The following is a 20,313-nucleotide window of genomic DNA, read 5'->3' as shown; positions in this document are numbered from 1 at the left end:
AATTTCATGAGATTATCACAGTTATTAGAATTCGAAAATATAATAGTTCAGTGCCACAACAATCCTGATGCAGATGCTTTGGCTTCTGGTTATGCAGTAGTCAAATACCTCAAGTCAAAAGGGAAAAATGTCAGGTTTATTTACGGCGGCAATTTTGAGATTTCCAAGAGCAACCTAAAGCTGATGGTTTCTGATTTGTCCATTAAAGTTCATTATGTGCGCTATCAGGAGCAGCTCAATGAATTGCTTAATATAGAAAAAGACATTCTTCCAGATGTGATTGTCACAGTGGACAGTCAGTATGGAGAGGGCAATATTCAAAAGTTCGAAGCGAAAAATATTGCCATCATTGATCATCATCAGGTTTCTCGAGTTTTACCAGAGCTTTCAGAGGTGCGTTCTTATCAGGCTAGTTGTGCGACGGTTGTTTGGGATATGCTTCGTCAAGAGGAGTTTCCGGTAAATGATGATATTCTATTGGCAACTGCCTTGTATTATGGATTAATGACAGATAGCAACAATTTCTCAGAGGTACACCATCCTCTGGATATGGATATGCGAGACGAATTAAAATATAGCGTATCTATCATTACCAAATTTAAAAATTCCAATATATCTCAGGATGAGCTGAGAATAGCAGGTATTGCTCTGCTTGGCTCTGAGTATTACAGGGATTACCATTATACGATAGTAAAAACTGACCCTTGTGACCCTAATGTCCTTGGTATCATTTCTGATATGTTGCTTGAGGTGGAGGATGTGGACTGTTGTCTTGTCTACTCTATTCACGAGGGTGGTATCAAAATATCAGTACGAAGCTGCGTCAGAGAGGTAAAGGCTGACGAGCTAGCTAAGTTTATCTGCAACGGTGTTGGAGATGGTGGTGGACACAGAGTAAAGGCTGGTGGTTCTATCAGACGTGCGCTATTAGAGCTTCAGGAAATGGACTATGCCGCTCCTACTATTCAACAGTTCTTCAGAAGCCGTATGCATTCTTACTTTAGAAATACTGAGATTATCTATGCTGACAGCTATAAGGCAGATACTTCTAGTATGCAGTCATATCGCAAGAAGCGAATTAAGGTGGGCTATGTGAAGGCCACAGATGTGGTGCCTGCAGGTACTCGCAGCATTATTCGTACCCTTGAGGGTGACGTGGATATGCCAGTTACTGACGATACTGTTATTGCTATTGGTATTCAGGGTGAGATTTATCCTATGAAATGGGATGATTTCATTAAAAAGTATGAGCCTACATCAGAGCCTTACAATTATCCGGGCGAGTATGCGCCTACCATCAAGGCTGTGGAGACTGGTGATAGCGAGAATCTATTGCCATTTGCTCATTCATGTATTTCCCTTGGCACCGGTGAGATTTATGCCAAAGAAATCAAGATACGTACAAAGGTATTTACTCGCTGGGACCCAGATAGCTATTACCTTGGCAAGCCGGGAGATTTTATGGCAGTATCAAAGACCGATACTTCAGATGTTTACATCATAGAGCGAGATATTTTCAGCAAGACATACGAAATAATAGAATAAATAGAGTTTTGCATTGCAAAAAAATGGGCTTTGGGATCCAACTAAACTGGGAGGTACCAAAGCCCTTTATAATTTAGCGCCAATGGCGCATTTTACATTCAAATATTAATTAAAAAGAAACAATAGAAAAACCGTCTTTTAGGCCCTTGACCTGCAGATAGGATTTTACATTGATAACTCGTTTTGTCAGCTTGTGGCCTGTCTGGGTAAATCCATCAGATTCTACTTCATTGAAAATAATGTCATTACCTTCTTCGATGCCACGTCTGTCTGTAATATGGTATTTTACAAGGCCAGTTGCAATACCTGCAAATTCTTCCTTAGACACTAAAACACTGACTTCAGTATTGCCACCTGCGGCACCAGTTCTAAGGGTGTTGGTGTCTGCGAAAAACTGACGGCCCAGTTCATCTTCTTTAGAGCCATTCATTGCTTGACTTAATCCTTTTATCAGGTCTTCTCTGCTATCCATGAGCCATCCTCCTGTAGGTGAAATATTTGAGTTTCAGTACCTATAGAATACAATGTATGTTTGAATAAACTGTGATAAAAACATGAAATCTGATACAATAAAAATCGAGGGCAAATGGCCTATTAGGATTTGGAATAATAGTGTATGAGAAGAATTAACGAAGATATTAAAAATGAAAAATTTAGAAATTTATATTTGCTCTACGGAGACGAGGAATACCTGAAGCAGCAGTTTAAGGACAAGCTGATTAAGGCTCTTGTCAACGAGGGAGATACTATGAATTTCTCCAAATATCATGGCAAGGATATCAGTGATAGAGAGATTATCGATTTGGCTGAGACCATGCCTTTTTTTGCCAAGCCTGTAGGTGCTGATGGCACTCAGTATAGAGTTATTCTTTTAGAGAGATGCAATCTGGCTAGCAGATCTGCTACCGCTAAGAAAAAAGATGAGCCGGATTTAATAGAGTATTTTGCAGCATTGCCACCTCATGTTATTTTCATCGTACTTGAGGATGCTGGAATTGGCCGCAGCAAGCTATTTAAGATAGCAAGCTCAGCTGGACTTGCAGTTGAGTTTACCATGCTAAATGATGCGGACTTAGCTAAATGGATTGGCGCCAAGCTTAAGGCGGAGGGCAAGATGATGAAGCAGGATGCTTTTCAGCTTTTCCTTAAGATGACCCATGCCAACATGAGCAACATGGATACAGAGCTTGAAAAGCTCATTAGTTACGTGGGCGACAGAGAGCAGATTCTATCTGAGGATGTGTCTGCTATATGTGTTGCCGGCGTAGAGTCCAAGGTATTTGATTTGGTTAATTCCATTTCAGAGAAAAATTTGAGACAGACCATGGACATTTACCAAAAGCATTTGGCTCTTGATACTAATCCAAGAGAGATTTTAGGTGCTTTGATTGCTGAGTTTAGACGCATGCGTGTAATCAAAGAATTGTACGATGCAGGTGATGATTATCGCACCATTGCAAATAAAATGGGAGCGAAAAGTGAGTACGGTATCAAGATGACAATCCCTAGAGCCAAGCTTATGACTATATCAGAGATTGACGGTATTTTGAATGATTCAGCCCAGTATCTACAGCAGATTAATACTGGACTTTTAAATGATAAAATGGCTATTGAACTGCTTATTATGAAATATGCAGGCAAGGCTTCTTAAGCTAGAAAGGAAAGTGTATGAGTTTTGTACATCTGCACACCCATACAGAATATTCACTGTTAGATGGTTCAAATAAAATAAAATCCTATGTAAAAAAGTGTGTGGATATGGGCATGACTGCTGCGGCAATCACTGACCATGGAAATATGTATGGTGTAGTTGATTTTTATAAAGAATGTAAAAATGCAGGCATTAATCCTGTTATTGGCTGCGAGGTGTATGTGGCACCTGGCTCTAGATTTGACCGTGAGCGTGTCCAGGGTGAGGATAGATATTATCACCTTATTTTATTGGCGGAGAATAATGCAGGTTATCAGAATCTGATTAAGATAGTTTCAGCGGGATATGTGGATGGTTATTATTACAAGCCACGTGTGGATTTTGAGATTCTCGAGAAGTACCACGAGGGTATTATCTGTCTGTCTGCTTGCTTGGCAGGTGAGGTGGCAAGAGCTCTCAATCGTCAGCAGTATGATGAGGCAAAAGCAGTTGCTCATAAATATTTAGAGCTTTTCGGTGAGGGCAACTATTATCTTGAAATGCAGGACCATGGTATTCCCGAGCAGCAGACTGTTAATCAGGGGCTTATGCGACTTTCTCGTGAGACAGGCATTCCTCTTGTTGTTACCAATGACTGCCATTATACAAATAGAGAGGATGCAGACAGCCATGATGTACTGCTTTGTATTCAGACAGGCAAAAAGCTTAACGACGAGGATCGAATGAGATTTGAGACTCAGGAGTTTTATGTTAAGTCTGAGGAGGAGATGCTTGAGCTTTTCCCTTACGCCAAGGAAGCAGTTGCTCGCACTCAGGAGATTGCTGATAGATGTCACGTGGAGTTTGAATTTGGCGTGACCAAACTTCCTCATTTTGAGGTGCCTGAGGGATATGATTCATGGACTTATCTTAATAAGCTCTGCTACGAGGGACTTGATAGACGCTATGGCGATAGAGCAGAGGAGCTAAAGCCTCGTCTTGAGTATGAGCTTGATGTTATTAAAAATATGGGATACGTTGATTATTTCCTTATAGTATGGGATTTCATCAACTATGCCCGTACCCATGGAATTCCTGTTGGACCAGGTCGTGGTTCTGCGGCGGGAGCATTGGTTAGTTACACAACAGGTATTACTAATATTGATCCAATCAAATATTCACTTGTGTTTGAGCGTTTCCTTAATCCGGAGCGTGTCAGCATGCCTGATATAGATATTGATTTTTGCTTTGAGCGACGCAGCGAGGTTATTGACTATGTAGTTCGTAAATACGGTAAGGACTGCGTGACTCAGATTGTTACCTTCGGTACTTTGAAGGCTCGTGGTGTTATTCGTGACGTAGGTCGAGTTATGGATTTACCTTATGGATATGTGGATTCCGTAGCCAAGATGATTCCTACCGATTTAGGTGTTACCTTGGACAAGGCTCTTTCCATGAATCCTGAGTTGAAGGCTCTCTACGAGGCTGATGATCAGGTGAGAAATCTCATCGATGTTGCCCGAACACTTGAGGGTCTGCCTAGAAATACTGGTATGCATGCTGCCGGTGTTGTTATTGCCGGCAAGCCAATGGATGAGTATGTCCCACTTTCTCGCGGCGGTGATGGTACCATTGTTACCCAGTTTGTTATGACTACAATCGAAGAGCTTGGCCTTTTGAAGATGGACTTCCTTGGCCTTAGAACTCTCACTGTTATAAATGATGCTGTTAAGCTTGTGGAGAAAAACTACGGCAAGAAGCTTAACATGGATGAGATTGATTACAATGACCAGGCTGTTATGGATATGATTTCTGCAGGTAAATGCGAGGGCGTTTTCCAGCTGGAATCTACCGGCATGAAGAACTTCATGAAAGAGCTTAAGCCTCATTCTATCGAGGATGTTATCGCTGGTATTTCCCTTTACCGTCCAGGTCCTATGGATTTCATTCCAGATTACATTAAGGGAAAGAACTCAGGTGAGGAGATTACCTACGACTGTCCTCAGCTTGAGCCGATTCTTGCTCCGACCTACGGATGTATTGTTTATCAGGAGCAGGTTATGCAGATAGTTCAGCAGCTTGCAGGTTATTCTCTTGGTGGCGCTGATGAAATTCGTCGTGCCATGAGTAAGAAAAAGCAATATGTCATCGAAGAGAATCGTGAGATTTTCGTTAACGGTGGACAGATTGAAAATCACATCACAGGCAAAATTACTAAGATTCCTGGCTGCGTGGCCAATGGCATCTCGGCAGAGGTTGCCAACAAGATTTACGACCACATGGTTGATTTTGCCAAGTATGCATTTAACAAGAGTCATGCAGCAGCCTATGCGGTTGTTGCCATCCAGACAGCTTACCTCAAGAGATACTACCCACTTGAGTTCATGGCTGCCCTTATGACATCTGTTATCGATAACAATGGCAAGGTTTCTGAGTACATTGCAGTCTGCAGAACCAACGGAATCGATGTGTTGCCTCCTGATGTAAATAGCGGAAGCGGCAGATTCTCTGTTGATGATGGCAAGATTCGATATGGCCTTTACGCTATCAAATCTGTTGGTCGCAATACTATAGATGCTATTATTTACGACAGAGAGAAAAATGGTCCATTCAGAGATTTGGAGGACTTCATCAATCGCGTTAGCAACTACGACGCCAACAAGCGTACTATTGAGAATCTGATTAAATCAGGCGCTCTTGATTCTATGGAAGGAAATCGTCGTCAGAAATGTTTGATTTTCCCTTCTATATTAGATTCAGTTAACAGTGGCAAGAAAAATAACATTCAGGGGCAGATGTCACTTTTTGATTTTGCAAATGATGAGCAAAAAGAAGATTTGAAAATAGCCCTTCCTGAGGCAGAGGAATTTGACAAGGAAATCAAGCTTGCCCTTGAAAAAGAGCTGATGGGTGTATATGTAAGTGGACATCCTCTTGATGATTATATTGGATTGCTTGAGAAAAATATTACTGCAAAGGCTTCCCAGTTTATGGTGGATGATGAGACAGGTCAGGCAGCGGTAGAAGATGATAGTGTGGTTGTAATTGGCGGCATGATTAGTGGCGTTACTATTAAATACACCAAGCAGAGCAAGGCCATGGCATTTATCAACTTGGAGGATTTGACCGGCACAGTAGAGGTGGTTATTTTCCCTAACAGCTATGAGAAGGCTCGCTCTCTAATTTCAGAGGGTAATAAGGTATTCATTCAGGGTCGAGTTCAGGTTGAGGAAGAAAAGGATGCCAAGCTGATTTGTCAGGATATCAAATCTTTTGATGATTGTGGAAGAGAAGTTTGGATTCGTTTTGCCAATAAAGATGCTTATGAAGCTGCAGAGGGCCAGTTGACTGAGATTATCAGACAGATGGATGGAAGCGATGGACTGGCTATTTACCTTACAGAAGAGAAGGCGATAAAGCGTATGGGTCCTAACTGGACGCTGGCTGCTTCCCTAGAAAATCTTGAGGTTCTATACCAAAACTTTGGACAGGAAAATGTCCAGGTGGTGGAAAAGAAGATAAAATTCGACAGTGGAAAGCGTAGATACTAGCAAATAATTGATAAAATGCCTATTGAAAACGTTTACAAAAGAGTATAAAATTACAAGGAATTGTTTTGAAGCGGGATATTAGGAGGAATAATCAAAATGGCAGATAAAGTAAAAACTATCGGTGTTCTTACTTCAGGTGGTGATGCCCCTGGTATGAATGCGGCTATCCGTGCCGTTGTTCGTCAGGCTATTGCCAGAGGAAAGACAGTTAAGGGAATCAGAAGAGGTTATGCGGGACTTCTTTCTGGTGAAATTATAGATATGAATGCACACAGCGTTTCTGAGACTATTCAGCGTGGTGGTACTATTCTTCAGACAGCACGTTGTTTAGAGATGCTTGATCCTGAGTATCAGGAGAAGGCAGCTAAGAATGCAATCGCAGCTGGTATCGACGGTCTTGTTGTTATCGGTGGTGACGGTTCTTTCAAGGGTGCTCAGAAGATTTCTAAGTTCGGAATTAACACAATCGGTCTTCCAGGTACTATCGATCTTGATATTGCTTGTACAGAGTACACAATCGGTTTCGATACAGCTGTTAACACAGCTATGGAAGCTATCGATAAGGTTCGTGATACATCTACATCTCATGAGCGTTGCTCTATTATCGAGGTTATGGGACGTGGCGCTGGTTATATCGCTCTTTGGTGCGGTATTGCTAACGGTGCTGAGGATGTTCTCCTTCCAGAGAGATATGATTACGATGAGCAGAAGCTTGTTAATCACATCATCGAGGGACGTAAGAAGGGTAAGCAGCACCACATCATTATCAATGCTGAGGGTATCGGTCATTCTACTTCTATGGCTAAGCGTATCGAGGCAGCTACAGGTATTGAGACACGTGCTACTATTCTTGGTCACATGCAGCGTGGTGGTTCACCTACATGTAAGGACCGTGTATATGCATCTACAATGGGTGCTATGGCAGTTGACCTTCTTTGCGAGGGCAAGACTAACCGTGTAGTTGGTTACAGACACGGTGAGTTCATCGACTTTGATATCGATGAGGCACTTGCTATGAAGAAGGATGTTGATGAGTATCAGTATCAGATTTGCAAGTCTTTGAACAATGATTACAAGTACTAATAACAATCAGATTAAAAACATAATTGCACTTAACAAAAAAGCCAGAGAGCGTCGCGCTCAAAGGCTTTTTGTGGTTGAGGGGATTCGCGCGGTAGCTGAGGTGCCGGGCGACCTTTTGCATGCCATCTATTATATAGAGGGCTTTGGCGACTCTGCCGATGGCAAAGAATTTTTGGCTGAGATTAAGGCAAAAGCTTCTGATGTTCCTTGTGAAGAGGTGGCAAAGTCAGTATTCAACTCAATGTGTGATACAGTTACACCACAGGGAGTGCTGGCATTAGTTAAGATGCAGGATTTCTCTTTGGAGGATATTTTAGGAGCCACTTCAGGAAGGCCAGCGCATATTATTATCCTGGAGTCATTGCAGGATCCTGGTAACATGGGCACTATTGTCCGTACAGCTGAGGGTGCAGGCGCCACTGGCATTATCATGAACAACACTACCGTAGATATCTATTCTCCAAAGGTGGTGCGCTCTACTATGGGTAGCATTTTTAGGGTGCCACATTTGATAGTCTCTGATTTGGGAGATACCATCAAGACACTTGAGGATAAATACGGTGTGGCTGTATATGCAGCACACCTTAAGGGAGACAAGTTCTATACCGAGCTTGATTTTAAGGGGCCTACTGCATTTATGATAGGTAACGAAGGCAACGGACTTACAGATGAGATGGCAGACTTGGCTACCTCATATCTTAAAATACCTATGGAGGGACAGCTCGAGTCTCTCAATGCATCAGTTGCCGCCAGTCTACTTATGTACGAAACACATCGTCAAAGATATTAATTACTAGAGAGGTTTTATGCGTATTTGGTTTAAATCATGGAAAGACAATCATATGCTTCAGGATTATGTGTGGGAGGATTACTCTGAGGAGACTCGCACACACAAAATTTTTGCAGCAGTAGATAAGGCAAGCTACGAGTTCGACACCAGCAAGCCAGTATGGCTAGACTCTACCATCCGCGAGTTCAAGCGCCACGGCAAGGCCCGATTCACTCGCGACAACTTCGTAGACGAAATCCCTTTCGACTACCTGGAAATCCACATCCTTGATGAAGACTAAATATTTCCCATCCATTGTATGTGGAAAACAGACATATATATTTTTATACATAGCTTCCAAGGCAAGATTAGGAATAATGGCGTGATTTTGGAGTGAGCCAATTATCCTAATTCTTGAGTGGAAGCTATTTTAGATATCGTTCATGTCTGTCTTCCGCAAACTATAGTGTTAGAATTGCGAAATTGTTTGTGCCATGGGATGCGGGGCTGTGCCTTATTTTTTGGAGCGGCTAGGGATTTTCTGGGCGGATGGGAGATATTTAATAAAGTATTAATAAAAATTAAGGGGGATTTATGGTAATATATAAGTGGGAGCCTAGATGGGAGGTGGAGAATTGTGGACATGAATATGTTTCAGGATGATGGCGTGAATTCTTGGAATACCGTCATGCTTTTGTATGAATCCGCGATTAAGAAATTCCGTACCAAGGTTGAGATTTTAAATGATGAGTTTCAGCAGGTACATCAATATAATCCAATTGAATATATTAAGACTAGAGTTAAGACTCCTGAGAGTATTGTTAAGAAGCTTAAGAAGAATGGCTATGATGTTTCGATTCCTAGTATGATTGAGCATTGTAATGATATTGCAGGTGTTAGAATTGTATGTTCCTTTACATCAGATATTTATGAGATAGCAGAGATGATTGGTCGTCAGACTGATGTTACTGTTATTTCGATTAAGGATTATATCAAGAATCCTAAGCCTTCGGGTTATAAGAGCTATCATATGCTCGTTAAGATTCCGATTTATTTGTCAGATAAGACAGTAGATACAAAGGTGGAGATTCAGATACGTACAATCGGTATGGATTTCTGGGCCAGCCTTGAGCACAAGATTTACTATAAGTTCGAGGGTAATGCGCCTGATTACATCAGTAGAGATTTGAGAGAGTGTTCTGAGATTGTATCTATGATGGATACCAAGATGCTTCAGCTTAACGAGGCAATTATGCAGACCAAGTTAGAAGAGGCTGAGCGTCAACGTGAGGAGAAGCGCCATACTAATGGATGGCAGGGGAAAGTTGTAGAGGGTAATACCCTATAACATTTTCTTATACAATTGAATATGATATGATAAACACTGTTGGGATTTCCCGACAGTGTTTTTTCTAATTAATAAGACACAATAACCTCCTAACAGCTTGTAGCGGTAACTAGGAGGTGTTAATGGAGGATAGTGGAATGTTAGAAATTATAAAAGCTATTTTGTTTGGTATCGTAGAGGGAATTACAGAGTGGCTTCCTATTAGTAGTACTGGACATATGATTCTTTTGGATGAGATTGTAAAGCTTGATGTTTCAGAGGAGTTTTACAGCATGTTCCAGGTGGTTATTCAGCTTGGTGCCATTTTGGCGGTAGTGATTATTTTCTGGAATAAGATTTGGCCATTTGGTAAGAAGACAAATGTGGCTCCACTTAGTAAATCAGGTGTGGGCGCTTGGATTAAAAAAGATATTTTTGTACTTTGGTTTCATATCTTATTGTCATGTATTCCAGCGGCTGTTGTAGGAGTGCTTTGGGATGATTTGTTTGAAGAGCTTTTCTATCACCCAATTCCAGTGGCACTTGCTCTTATTGTTTTTGGTGTGGCATTTATTATTGTTGAAAATATGAATGCAGGTAAAAATGCTAAGATTACTGCTGTTGCAGATATTTCTTATATGACAGCTTTTCTTATAGGTATGTTTCAGCTTATAGCTGCTATTTTCCCTGGCACATCTCGTTCGGGAGCTACAATTGTTGGTGCTTTGATTATCGGCGTATCAAGAACTGTTGCGGCTGAGTATACATTCTATTTGGCAATTCCTGTTATGTTGGGAGCTAGCTTACTTAAGATAGTAAAGTTTGGCCTTGATTTTACAGGAATGGAAGCAGCCATCCTCTTGGTGGGAATGGTTGTAGCATTTGTAGTTTCAATGTTTGTAATTAAGTTTTTAATGGGCTACATCAAGAAGCATGATTTTAAGGTGTTCGGATGGTACAGAATTGCACTTGGAATCATAGTAGTTGCCTGTGGCGCCATTGGATTAATTCAGTAAAATACGCATAGTAAAAGCCCCGTTGTGCATGCGCATAGCGGGGCTTATTTTAATGAGCTAGTAGTTCACAAGCTCTTAGTTCTCTCATGGTAATCGTGTTAGATTAGCGGAGAGAATCTAAGGCTTGTGAACGTAACTAGCGGATTATAGATTATAATTCTGATGTACAGTGTGGGCAACGAGTTGCCTTAATATCAATTTTGCTGAAGCAGTATGGGCACTCCTTTTCTGTAGGAGCAGCAGCCTCAGCATCTTCTTTATTTTTCTTTACAAGAGCAGCAGCCTTTTCCGATGCCTTGTTGATTGATTTGATAATGATGAAAATAACAAAAGCAGTAATAAGGAAATTAATAACTGCTGTAATGAAATTTCCATAAAGAAGAGTAGGTGCATTTTCGCCAGAGCCAAGTGTTACTTTTAACTCAGAGAAATCTGTTCCACCAAAGATACCAAGGATTGGTGTAAGGATATCCTCATTCAAAGAAGTAACGATAGCTGTGAATGCGCCACCTACGATAACACCGACAGCCATGTCCATAACATTACCGCGAAGAATAAACTCTTTAAATTCTCCAATAAAACCTTTCTTTCCGCTCATAGATTACCTCCCTTTCTAAGCTGAAGTGTCAATTAATTGTCAGAATTATTATAGCAGTATATTTATAGAAGAAAAAGCCCTAGAGCTGTGTAAAATCTGAATAAAAATAAAAACTACAATATTTATTTAAGATATGCTAATCTAATATTTAAGTGTGAAAACACTAATTATTTTTTAATAAGCGGAGGTTTATGATGGAAAAATCAAATTTAGGTATTGCTAAGGAGCTATTGGCAGCAGGAATTTTTGTAGGAGCTCTTGCTGGAGGCTATGTTTTCGCTGGACTCATGGTACTTTATGTACTATTGAAAGAGGATGATCAGTGGCTTAAGGAGATGGCGGTCAAGGCTATCGCTACACTTATGGTCTTTAGTTTCTTTATAAATGCAATTAATCTTTTGCCAACTGTTGTTAGATGGTTTGGTGATTTAACAAGTATTCTTGATGCAGGTTGGGACTCATACAAGCTTGTGACTGGGCTTGGTTTGATTACTAACGCAATTGATATTGTGAGAATTATCTTTTTCTTGGTATTAGCTGTAAAGGCTTTAAAGCACCAAACTATCAATGTTCCTATTGTCGATGACTTAATCAAAAAGTATTTATAAAATAATTACTTGATATTATTTTACGAATATGTAATAATGAATTCAGCGTAATTTTATTTAGATTAAGGGAGGAAATAATATGGCATTTTGTAAATATTGCGGAAGTCAAATTCCAGAAGGACAGGTATGCAATTGTCCTGAGGCGCAGGCAGCAAGAGCAACAGCGGCACCACAGCCACAGGCAGCACCACAGCCACAGGTAGCGCCACAGCCACAGGCAGCGCCACAGCCACAGGCAGCACCACAGCCACAGGCAGCGCCACAGCCACAGGCAGCACCACAGCCACAGGTTGCGCCACAGCCTCAGGTTACAGTTTCTGCTCAGCCTTCACAGGCGTCAGCTATTGCTAGTAATATAGGTCCTCAGATGGGCAGCCTTATTAAAAAGTTCTTTACAGCACCACTTGCTGGTGTTGAGGAGGCTTATGCAGCTACAACACATGCTGCACAGTTTATTTATGGTGGAATCTTTATTGTTCTTTCACTTCTTTGTTTTAGCTTATGTTTCAAGGATTTTGTGAGAGCTCTTGAAATTACATTAGTAATTCTTGGTATTAAACTTTTCCTTGCAGTGATTGCATTCTTGACAAAGACTGTAGAGGGCAGTTTCTTAAATTCTCTTGCAGTTTTTAGTTACACAACACTTACATCTAGTTTATTTACAATTATTATTAGTATTGTATTTGCTCTTAATGGTTACCTTTTTGGTATAGCATTAATTTTTGCTTGGATTGTAGTTGGTGCAGTTCATACAGCTTATGTATTCCATGTAATGCATACAGGTTCAGAGAATAAGGGTGCTATTGTATATCTTGTTACCCTTGGTATTGTTACTACAATTGTAGTATTAATCATTTTCAAGGTTACAGGTATTTCTGATGCATTAGATTCTGCATTAAGTATTATGGATGATATGAGTGAATACATGGGAATGTTTAATTAACGATTATATTAGCATTTGATGAAAATTAGTTGTTAATATGTTTATTGAGAGGAAATTATTATGTTTTGTGAAAAATGCGGTACAAAGTTAGAAGAAGGTGCATTGTTCTGTACTAATTGTGGTGCAAAACAGGATGTTCCAGAAGTGGCACCAGAATTCGCACCAGAGGCTCCAGCTGCAGCAGAAGTAGTTTCTGATGTAACTGAGGAATTGGCACAAGAAGTAGTTTCAGAGCCACAAGTAGCACCAGAGCCACAGGTAGCACCAGAGCCACAGGTAGCACCAGAGCCACAGGTAGCACCAGAGCCACAGGTAGCACCAGAGCCACAGGTAGCACCACAGCCACAGGTAGCACCAGAGCCACAGGTAGCACCACAGCCACAGGTAGCACCACAGCCACAAGTTGCTCCACAGCCACAGGCTGCAGCACCAAAGAAGCCTAGCATCTTTAAAAAGATTCCTGTATGGGGATATATTGTTGGAGCAGTTCTTCTTGTAGCTCTTATTGTTGGTGGTGTGTTCTTGGCGAGATTTGTTCATGATAAGAGACACACTGTAAAGGTTGCAGACTATATTACGGTTAAATTTGATGGTTATAATACTGTAGGCAAGGCTACAGTAGAACTTGATGATGAGTTCTGGGCAGAAGTTTATGATAGAGCAAGCTTCAAAGAAAAGACAAAATATGAGAAAGATGACCATTTCTCATCTGCTAAAAAAGCAGGCGAATATATGGAAGATGAAGTTGGCGCATTGTTCTCTTATTCACTAGACAAGTCTTCTAAGCTTTCAAATGGTGATGAAGTAAAACTTGAGTACAAGGTTAAGGCTGATAGAATCCAGAAAAAATATGATGTAATCATTGTTGCTGAAACTCAGAAGTTTAAGGTAGATGGCCTTAAGGAATGTGATACATTCAATCCATTTGATGATATCGAGGTTGTTTTCACTGGTGTAACAGGGGAAGCCGATGCTGATGTAGAAATCGTAAATGACAAAGAGATATATGATGATCTTTCATTCACCTTTGATTCTGATTCTTATCTAGAAGAGGGTGAGGTAATTACACTTACATTTGGCGATAAGGAAGAGGATGAGCTTCTTGAGTATTGCGCAGATAAATATGGATGTATTCCTACTGAGTTTGAGAAGGAGTACACTGTAGAGGGACTTGGTTCTTATGTTACAGATGCAAATGACCTTAATGAGTCGAATTTATCTGATTTAATTGATATATCTATAACAGAAATTGAGGATGATATTTCCTACGCAACTGGCAGTGAGGTTAAGGCAACTGATATACAATTTGCTGGTGCAACTGTAGTTGATACTGGAAGAGGAAATTATCTTCTGTTGGTGTTCTCAACACAGGTTACTGATGGCAGAAACTCAGTTGAGGCATATCCAGTTGTTGAGTTCTCAGATGCTGTAATTAGTGCTGATAAGCAGACTGTTACAGCAGACGACACTTATGGAATTTTCGATGTATATCAAAGCTTGAATGCTATTAAAGACGATTTTAGTTACTTCGAAAGTGTTTATGATGTAACATACAGCTTCTAAAAATTAAATAAATTTAATAATTATTAAATCTTTGCCATCCGGCCCATTTCGGGCTGGATGGTGTTTTTTTTTACCCCAAGATAGACTATAATGTTAGGGATTACTAAATTAAGGAGAGTTTTTGTTATGGGTTTATTTGACAAGAGGAAAAAGGAGCAATCAGCTGAAAAATCAGAAGAGAAGCTCACATTAGAAAATACAGAGATTACTGATGTGGATGGCGCAGAGCGTTTTTCTATATTAGTAGAAAATGTCACCACTATGCTAGATGGCGAGGGACGAGTTGTTATTGGTGCACTAAATGGTAAGATTTCAAAGGATGAGACAGTATTTGTTTATCAGCCAGGTGTGGCGCCTGTTAGTACCAAAATCCTCGCAATTGAAGCAAAGATAGATGATAGAACTGCTATTGTTGATGAGGCAGAGGATACTACAGTTTCCCTTCAGCTTGAACTTGATTCTGATGTTGAGATTAAAAAGTTTGCAGTGCTTACAAACTTGGGACCTGAGGGCGATGCTGATGCTAAGACATTTGCAGAAAATGCAGCATTAGCGGGTGTTATTACAGGTATGGCTAAATACGGCAAGGACAATAGTTATCACGCTGTATTATCTTATTGGGTTAGCCATGCTCACTATATTACACCTATCAAGCTTGATATTGAGCCAAAGCTTAATGACAAGGGAATAGCTCAGATAGACAAGAACACTAAGGTGGCATTTTATATGCTCAAATCTGGAGTTAAGCTTACAGGTACACCTGAGGGTAAGGATAGCATGGTGCTTCCATTATTTACAGATTGGCAGTCTCTTCGTAGATGGGAGGGACTTTCTAAGGATGGTCAAAAAGTCCATACACAGATACTTAGTTTTCAGCAGCTTTACGGCATGCTAAAACGCGGCGATGTATATGCAGGTATCGCTATCAATCCATTTAACAAGGTACCTTGCACACTTCCAATTCCATACCTTGATACAATCACAAATACCCCTGGATATAAGCATGAATTTGGAGAAAATCAGGGCGAGATGATTCACGAGGAGAAGCAGAAGGCAGGTCAGAAGATTCTTCTTGGTCTTCCAAAGGAGACAGAGGAGATTACCGCTATTCGCCAGCAGCTTGTTGAATATGGAACAGGCCATGAAGATATTTTATCTATTGCCTTCCTTACAAAGGTTGAGGAGTCTACAAAAGTAGTTCGTCATTTGATTGTGCTTGAGTTCCCTGAAGAATACACACCAGAGCAGATGAAGCCACATATGGAGGCGATTTTCAAAGAGATTAATCCACTTACACAGGAGATTAAGCAAATTGAGTATGCTGTTAAGGGCAAAATCAAGGCAATTGACGACATTGTTGCTCAGCATAAGGACAAGATGGTTATTTATAGTAAGTAGTTAGTTAGGAGTTATTTATGTCAAATCAGGATTTTAGAGAGTTTGACCCAGACGAAAATGCAGTAGATATTTCAGATGAAGTTATAGAAGAAGTAACTGGCCATGAGGATGGTAAGAATGGCAATACTGATAAAAAGGATGATAAGCCTATTGAGTTTTGCTACATGTGTCACAGACCAGATACTATCACAGGCCCACTTATTAAGATGGCGCCAGGTATGAGTATTTGCAAGGATTGCATGCAGCGTACCTTTGATACAATGGGAAGCTTTGGATTTGGCGGTGGAGACAATTCAAAGAATAATGTAGACATGAATAAGATGCCAAATATCAGCTTCTTAAATCTCGGCTCTCTCTTTGGTGAGGGACCTAAAATTAAAAATGCACATGGATATGGAGAGGCCAAGAATAAAGAAGATAGACCAGCTCCTGCCATTGATATCAACAATATCATTCCACCTCACAAGATTAAGGCAATGCTTGATGAATATGTTGTGGGACAGGATTATGCTAAAAAGGTTATGTCTGTAGCTGTTTACAATCACTACAAGCGTGTAGCTACTGGCACAATGGATGATATTGAAATTGAGAAATCAAATATGCTTATGCTTGGACCTACAGGTTCCGGCAAGACATATTTAGTTCGTACATTAGCAAGACTTCTTGATGTACCTCTTGCTATCACTGATGCCACATCTCTTACAGAGGCAGGCTATATCGGTGACGATATTGAATCAGTTGTCAGCAAGCTTTTAGCTGCATCAGGTAATGATGTGGAGAGGTGTCAGCAGGGTATCATTTTCATCGATGAGATTGATAAGCTTGCTAAAAAGAAAAATACAAATCAGCGTGATGTAAGTGGTGAATCTGTTCAACAGGGTATGTTAAAACTCTTAGAGGGAGCAGATGTGGAAGTGCCAATTGGTGCGTCTAGCAAAAATGCAATGGTACCTACTACCACAATAAATACTAGAAACATTCTCTTTATCTGTGGCGGTGCATTCCCTGCTATGGACGAGATTATAAAGGCTAGATTGAATAAGCATTCTTCAATGGGATTTATGGCAGATCTCAAGGACAAATACGATGAGGATAAGAACATTCTTCAAAAGGTTACTGTAGAGGACTTGAGAGAGTTCGGTATGATTCCAGAGTTTATCGGACGTCTTCCTATTGTCTTTGCAACAGAGATGTTGGATGAGGACATGTTGGTTCGTATTTTAAGAGAGCCAAAGAATGCGATTATAAAGCAATATCAAAAGCTGCTTGAACTAGACGAGGTAAAGCTTGAATTTGATGATGGCGCCCTTCATGCTATTGCTAGAAAGGCACTTGATAAGAAACTGGGAGCGAGAGGACTTCGTTCAATCATTGAGGAGTTCATGCTAGATATCATGTATGAGATTCCTAAGGATGATAATATTGGACAAGTAATAATTACAGAGGACTACATAGAGAAAAAGGGTGGTCCAAAGATATTAGTTAGAACGACTGGCATTTTGCCCGAAAAAGCGGCTGCTCAGTAAAGTGATTTTTACCAAGTGACCAAACTCCAATATGTAATAAGTAACGAAATTTGAAATTTGTTCAAAATATTCGGACATTTTCTTTACTTTGAAAAAGTGTTCTGTTAAACTAAATTTAGTCGAGCAAAGCTCGGCAAGTAATATATTGGAGGTACTTTAGCATGAGCAAAGGTACAGTTAAGTGGTTCAACAATTCAAAGGGCTACGGATTTATCTCAGATGAAGCTGGCAACGATGTATTCGTTCACTTCAGCGGCATCAACTCAGAGGGTTTCAAGACTCTTGAAGAGGGTGCTACAGTTGAGTATGAAGTAACTGATGGGGCAAAGGGACCACAGGCTGTTAACGTAACTGTTGTACGTTAATCAAGTTTTCATTAATCATATGTTTTGGGATACCTTTGGTTATGTTATGAAAAACAAGCTTTAGGCAATACAAAGAATGATTAAGGGGGAGAGGCAGCGTTAGAGATAACGCTGCCACTTTTTTTACTTAATAGGAAATTACTTTGTAATATCCTATTAAGCAAAAAACAAGCTGCGCTTGAAAGATGTGTCTCGCTGGCAGATGAATTTAATTGCTTACAGCAATTGCCAGCTCGCACTGCTGGAGTTTTGCAAAGCAAAACTCTATTTTATAGAGAGGTATGTTATTGAAGAGATTTATACTAGTTCTACTTAGAACGCTATCCACCTTTATGATAATTGCGGGTTTACTCATAGGTGGAAAAGCATTATTAGATAAGAAAATAAATAATGACAAAACTGTAGAATATAATCTTCCAGAGCCAATTACAGTGCCTAGTGTATCCTACGATAGGTATGCATATCAACATATTTCTGAAGAGGCACAGAAAACTTATGATCAGATTTACAATTGTATAATTAATTACAATAAAAGCGTTGTGCTCACCACTACAAATGAAGATGTGCTTGCTACTGCCTATGAGGCTATGATGGCAGACTATGGCAGTCTATTTTGGATTAATGGTTATCAGTACAATTCATATACTACTGGGGAAAAAGTTGAGAACTTGGAATTTTTGCCTAGATATACTATGACTGAGCAACAAAAGGAGGCATATCAGAATAGTGTGGATGAGGCTGTATCACAGTGGCTGTCTGGAATCAGCACAGATGCAAGTGATTTTGACAAGGCGCTTTATGTATTTGAGACTTTAATTGAAAAGGTTGATTACAAAGAAAACAGCAAGGAAAACCAAAATATTCTCAGCGTATTTTTATATAACGAGACTGTCTGTCAGGGATATGCGGATGCTGCATGGTATTTATTAGATGAGCTTGGTATTAGGAGTACGATAATCAGTGGTACTGCCAATAATGAAAATCATGCATGGAATCTTGTTTTTCTAGATGATGCATATTATTTCATGGATGTGACCTGGGGCAACAGCAAGTATCTTGATCTTAATCAAGATACTACAAAGCGTGTAAATTACGCATATATGGCTATGACAACTGAAGAGATAAGTCAAAATCACGTGATTAATAGTAGCTTCGAGATTCCTGAATGTCTATCAAATGCAGATAATTATTATGTTCATCAAGGACTATATTATGATTGGTTTGGTACAGATTCTATAGGTACTAGACTGGCTGAATCTTACCGAGCTGGAGACAAGGAGTTTTCGTTAAAGTTTAGTAGTTCCGATTTATATAATCGAGTTATTGCATATTTCTTTGATGATAAGCATGTATCTGATTATGTTCCAGAGATTGATTCTATTTATTATCTTTTGGATGAGGACGCTAATGTACTGACAATTCAATGGAAATAATTCTGAAAATAGATAATAGACGCATGTGGTTTTGAAAACTACATGATAGATTAATAAAAACTATTTACGTGGTATTCTTTTGGTGGTAAGATATACCTGTTAAGAAATCCGGAGGAATACTATGTATAAAATTATTGTAGACAGCTGTGGCGAGCTCACAGAGGAAATGAAGAAAGACGGACATTTTGTAAATGTGCCTTTGACCCTCGAGATTGATGGTGAGCATATTATAGATGATGAGACTTTTGATCAGGCTTATTTTATAGATAAGGTGGCTAAGAGCCCTAATGCTCCTAAATCTGCCTGTCCATCACCTAATGCATTTATGGAGGAGATGGAGTGCGATGCTGATAATATTTATGTTGTAACACTTTCAGCAGAGCTTTCAGGTTCATACAACAGTGCATGCCTTGGTAGAGACTTATTTGAGGAAGAGGATGAGTCAAAGAACATCCACATTTTCAATTCAAAATCTGCTTCTATTGGAGAGACTCTTATTGCTCTTAAAATTGCAGAGTGTGAGAATGCAGGCATGTCTTTTGAAGAGGTTATAGCTGCAGTTGATAAATATATTGCAGAGCAGCATACTTTCTTCGTGCTTGAGACTCTTGAGACTTTTAGAAAGTCTGGACGTTTATCTGGACTTAAGGCAGTGCTTGCTGATACATTAAATATCAAGCCGGTTATGGGTTCTACAGATGATGGATATATCCAGCAGCTTTCAAAGGGCCGCGGCATGAACAATGCAATTGATAAGATGACAAAGTGCGTAATGGATGTTACTACTAATTGCGAAGAGAAGATTCTTGCAATTTCTCATTGCAACTGCCCAGAGCGTGCTCTATCATTAAAGAAAAAAATGGAGTCGATGGCCAAATTCAAAGACATCTTAGTTGTAAATATGAGAGGTGTCAGCACTATGTATGCTAGCGATGGTGGAGTTATTTTGGTCGTCTAG

Annotated in this window: 18 protein-coding genes; 16 read left to right on the top strand and 2 right to left on the bottom strand. The window is 40.0% G+C overall.

Features of this window, described 5'->3' with window-relative positions; genetic code table 11:
- Positions 1 to 6 precede the first annotated feature (6 nt).
- Positions 7 to 1,545: a DHH family phosphoesterase gene (locus tag F0Q01_RS13555; RefSeq protein ID WP_163927286.1), complete on the top strand. Its 1,539-nt coding sequence runs from the start codon at positions 7 to 9 to the stop codon at positions 1,543 to 1,545.
- A 109-nt stretch (positions 1,546 to 1,654) separates the two neighbouring features.
- Here F0Q01_RS13555 and F0Q01_RS13550 read toward each other — a convergent pair whose 3' ends face one another.
- Complete coding sequence (locus tag F0Q01_RS13550; protein WP_090151443.1) at positions 1,655 to 2,017, bottom strand: hypothetical protein; 363 nt, start codon at positions 2,015 to 2,017, stop codon at positions 1,655 to 1,657.
- Between the two features lie 144 nt (positions 2,018 to 2,161).
- Here F0Q01_RS13550 and holA point away from each other — a divergent pair, with 144 nt between their 5' ends.
- The 7 genes from holA (at position 2,162) to F0Q01_RS13515 (ending at position 10,921) form a co-directional block, all read left to right on the top strand.
- Positions 2,162 to 3,196: a DNA polymerase III subunit delta gene (gene holA, locus F0Q01_RS13545; RefSeq protein ID WP_090489935.1), complete on the top strand. Its 1,035-nt coding sequence runs from the start codon at positions 2,162 to 2,164 to the stop codon at positions 3,194 to 3,196.
- A 17-nt stretch (positions 3,197 to 3,213) separates the two neighbouring features.
- Entirely contained in the window at positions 3,214 to 6,726 is a 3,513-nt protein-coding gene (locus F0Q01_RS13540) for a DNA polymerase III subunit alpha (RefSeq protein ID WP_090489933.1), read from the top strand.
- 96 nt (positions 6,727 to 6,822) lie between these two features.
- Positions 6,823 to 7,809, top strand: coding sequence for a 6-phosphofructokinase (gene pfkA, locus F0Q01_RS13535; RefSeq protein ID WP_090151453.1), 987 nt, complete (start codon positions 6,823 to 6,825; stop codon positions 7,807 to 7,809).
- Entirely contained in the window at positions 7,793 to 8,599 is an 807-nt protein-coding gene (locus F0Q01_RS13530) for a TrmH family RNA methyltransferase (protein WP_090489929.1), read from the top strand. Before pfkA ends, F0Q01_RS13530 begins: the two co-directional genes overlap by 17 nt.
- 16 nt (positions 8,600 to 8,615) lie before the next feature.
- Entirely contained in the window at positions 8,616 to 8,879 is a 264-nt protein-coding gene (locus F0Q01_RS13525) for a hypothetical protein (RefSeq protein ID WP_090151460.1), read from the top strand.
- A gap of 348 nt (positions 8,880 to 9,227) precedes the next feature.
- Positions 9,228 to 9,926, top strand: coding sequence for a GTP pyrophosphokinase (locus F0Q01_RS13520; protein ID WP_090151653.1), 699 nt, complete (start codon positions 9,228 to 9,230; stop codon positions 9,924 to 9,926).
- A gap of 137 nt (positions 9,927 to 10,063) precedes the next feature.
- Entirely contained in the window at positions 10,064 to 10,921 is an 858-nt protein-coding gene (locus F0Q01_RS13515) for an undecaprenyl-diphosphate phosphatase (protein WP_090489959.1), read from the top strand.
- A 151-nt stretch (positions 10,922 to 11,072) separates the two neighbouring features.
- On the opposite strand, the gene mscL is transcribed toward F0Q01_RS13515, so the two are convergent.
- The gene (gene mscL, locus F0Q01_RS13510; RefSeq protein ID WP_090151463.1) at positions 11,073 to 11,519 is read right to left on the bottom strand and encodes a large conductance mechanosensitive channel protein MscL; all 447 of its coding nucleotides are present in this window, start codon (positions 11,517 to 11,519) and stop codon (positions 11,073 to 11,075) included.
- A 194-nt stretch (positions 11,520 to 11,713) separates the two neighbouring features.
- Between mscL and F0Q01_RS13505 the strand changes: the two genes are divergently transcribed.
- The 8 genes from F0Q01_RS13505 to F0Q01_RS13470 all read left to right on the top strand — a co-directional run bounded on the left by F0Q01_RS13505 (position 11,714) and on the right by F0Q01_RS13470 (position 20,313).
- Positions 11,714 to 12,127: a hypothetical protein gene (locus F0Q01_RS13505; protein ID WP_090489926.1), complete on the top strand. Its 414-nt coding sequence runs from the start codon at positions 11,714 to 11,716 to the stop codon at positions 12,125 to 12,127.
- A 79-nt stretch (positions 12,128 to 12,206) separates the two neighbouring features.
- The gene (locus tag F0Q01_RS13500) at positions 12,207 to 13,070 is read left to right on the top strand and encodes a hypothetical protein (RefSeq protein WP_090489924.1); all 864 of its coding nucleotides are present in this window, start codon (positions 12,207 to 12,209) and stop codon (positions 13,068 to 13,070) included.
- Positions 13,071 to 13,130: 60 nt separating this feature from the next.
- Positions 13,131 to 14,633 (top strand): zinc-ribbon domain-containing protein, encoded by a 1,503-nt coding sequence (locus F0Q01_RS13495; RefSeq protein WP_090489921.1) that lies wholly within the window; start codon positions 13,131 to 13,133, stop codon positions 14,631 to 14,633.
- A 126-nt stretch (positions 14,634 to 14,759) separates the two neighbouring features.
- Entirely contained in the window at positions 14,760 to 16,031 is a 1,272-nt protein-coding gene (locus F0Q01_RS13490) for an SseB family protein (RefSeq protein ID WP_163927284.1), read from the top strand.
- Between the two features lie 17 nt (positions 16,032 to 16,048).
- A complete protein-coding gene (gene clpX, locus F0Q01_RS13485) occupies positions 16,049 to 17,557 on the top strand; it encodes an ATP-dependent Clp protease ATP-binding subunit ClpX (RefSeq protein ID WP_090489916.1) in 1,509 nt (502 codons plus the stop codon).
- A gap of 161 nt (positions 17,558 to 17,718) precedes the next feature.
- Positions 17,719 to 17,922, top strand: a complete 204-nt coding sequence (locus F0Q01_RS13480; protein ID WP_028235478.1) for a cold-shock protein — start codon at positions 17,719 to 17,721, stop codon at positions 17,920 to 17,922.
- A 332-nt stretch (positions 17,923 to 18,254) separates the two neighbouring features.
- The gene (locus F0Q01_RS13475) at positions 18,255 to 19,355 is read left to right on the top strand and encodes a transglutaminase domain-containing protein (protein WP_090489913.1); all 1,101 of its coding nucleotides are present in this window, start codon (positions 18,255 to 18,257) and stop codon (positions 19,353 to 19,355) included.
- 121 nt (positions 19,356 to 19,476) lie between these two features.
- Positions 19,477 to 20,313, top strand: a complete 837-nt coding sequence (locus tag F0Q01_RS13470) for a DegV family protein (RefSeq protein ID WP_090489910.1) — start codon at positions 19,477 to 19,479, stop codon at positions 20,311 to 20,313.

It is taken from the genome of Pseudobutyrivibrio xylanivorans, from assembly GCF_010906925.1.
Lineage (GTDB): Bacteria > Bacillota > Clostridia > Lachnospirales > Lachnospiraceae > Pseudobutyrivibrio.
The sequence above is the reverse complement of the archived record's forward strand: the minus strand, read 5'-3'. Positions and strand labels throughout refer to the sequence as shown.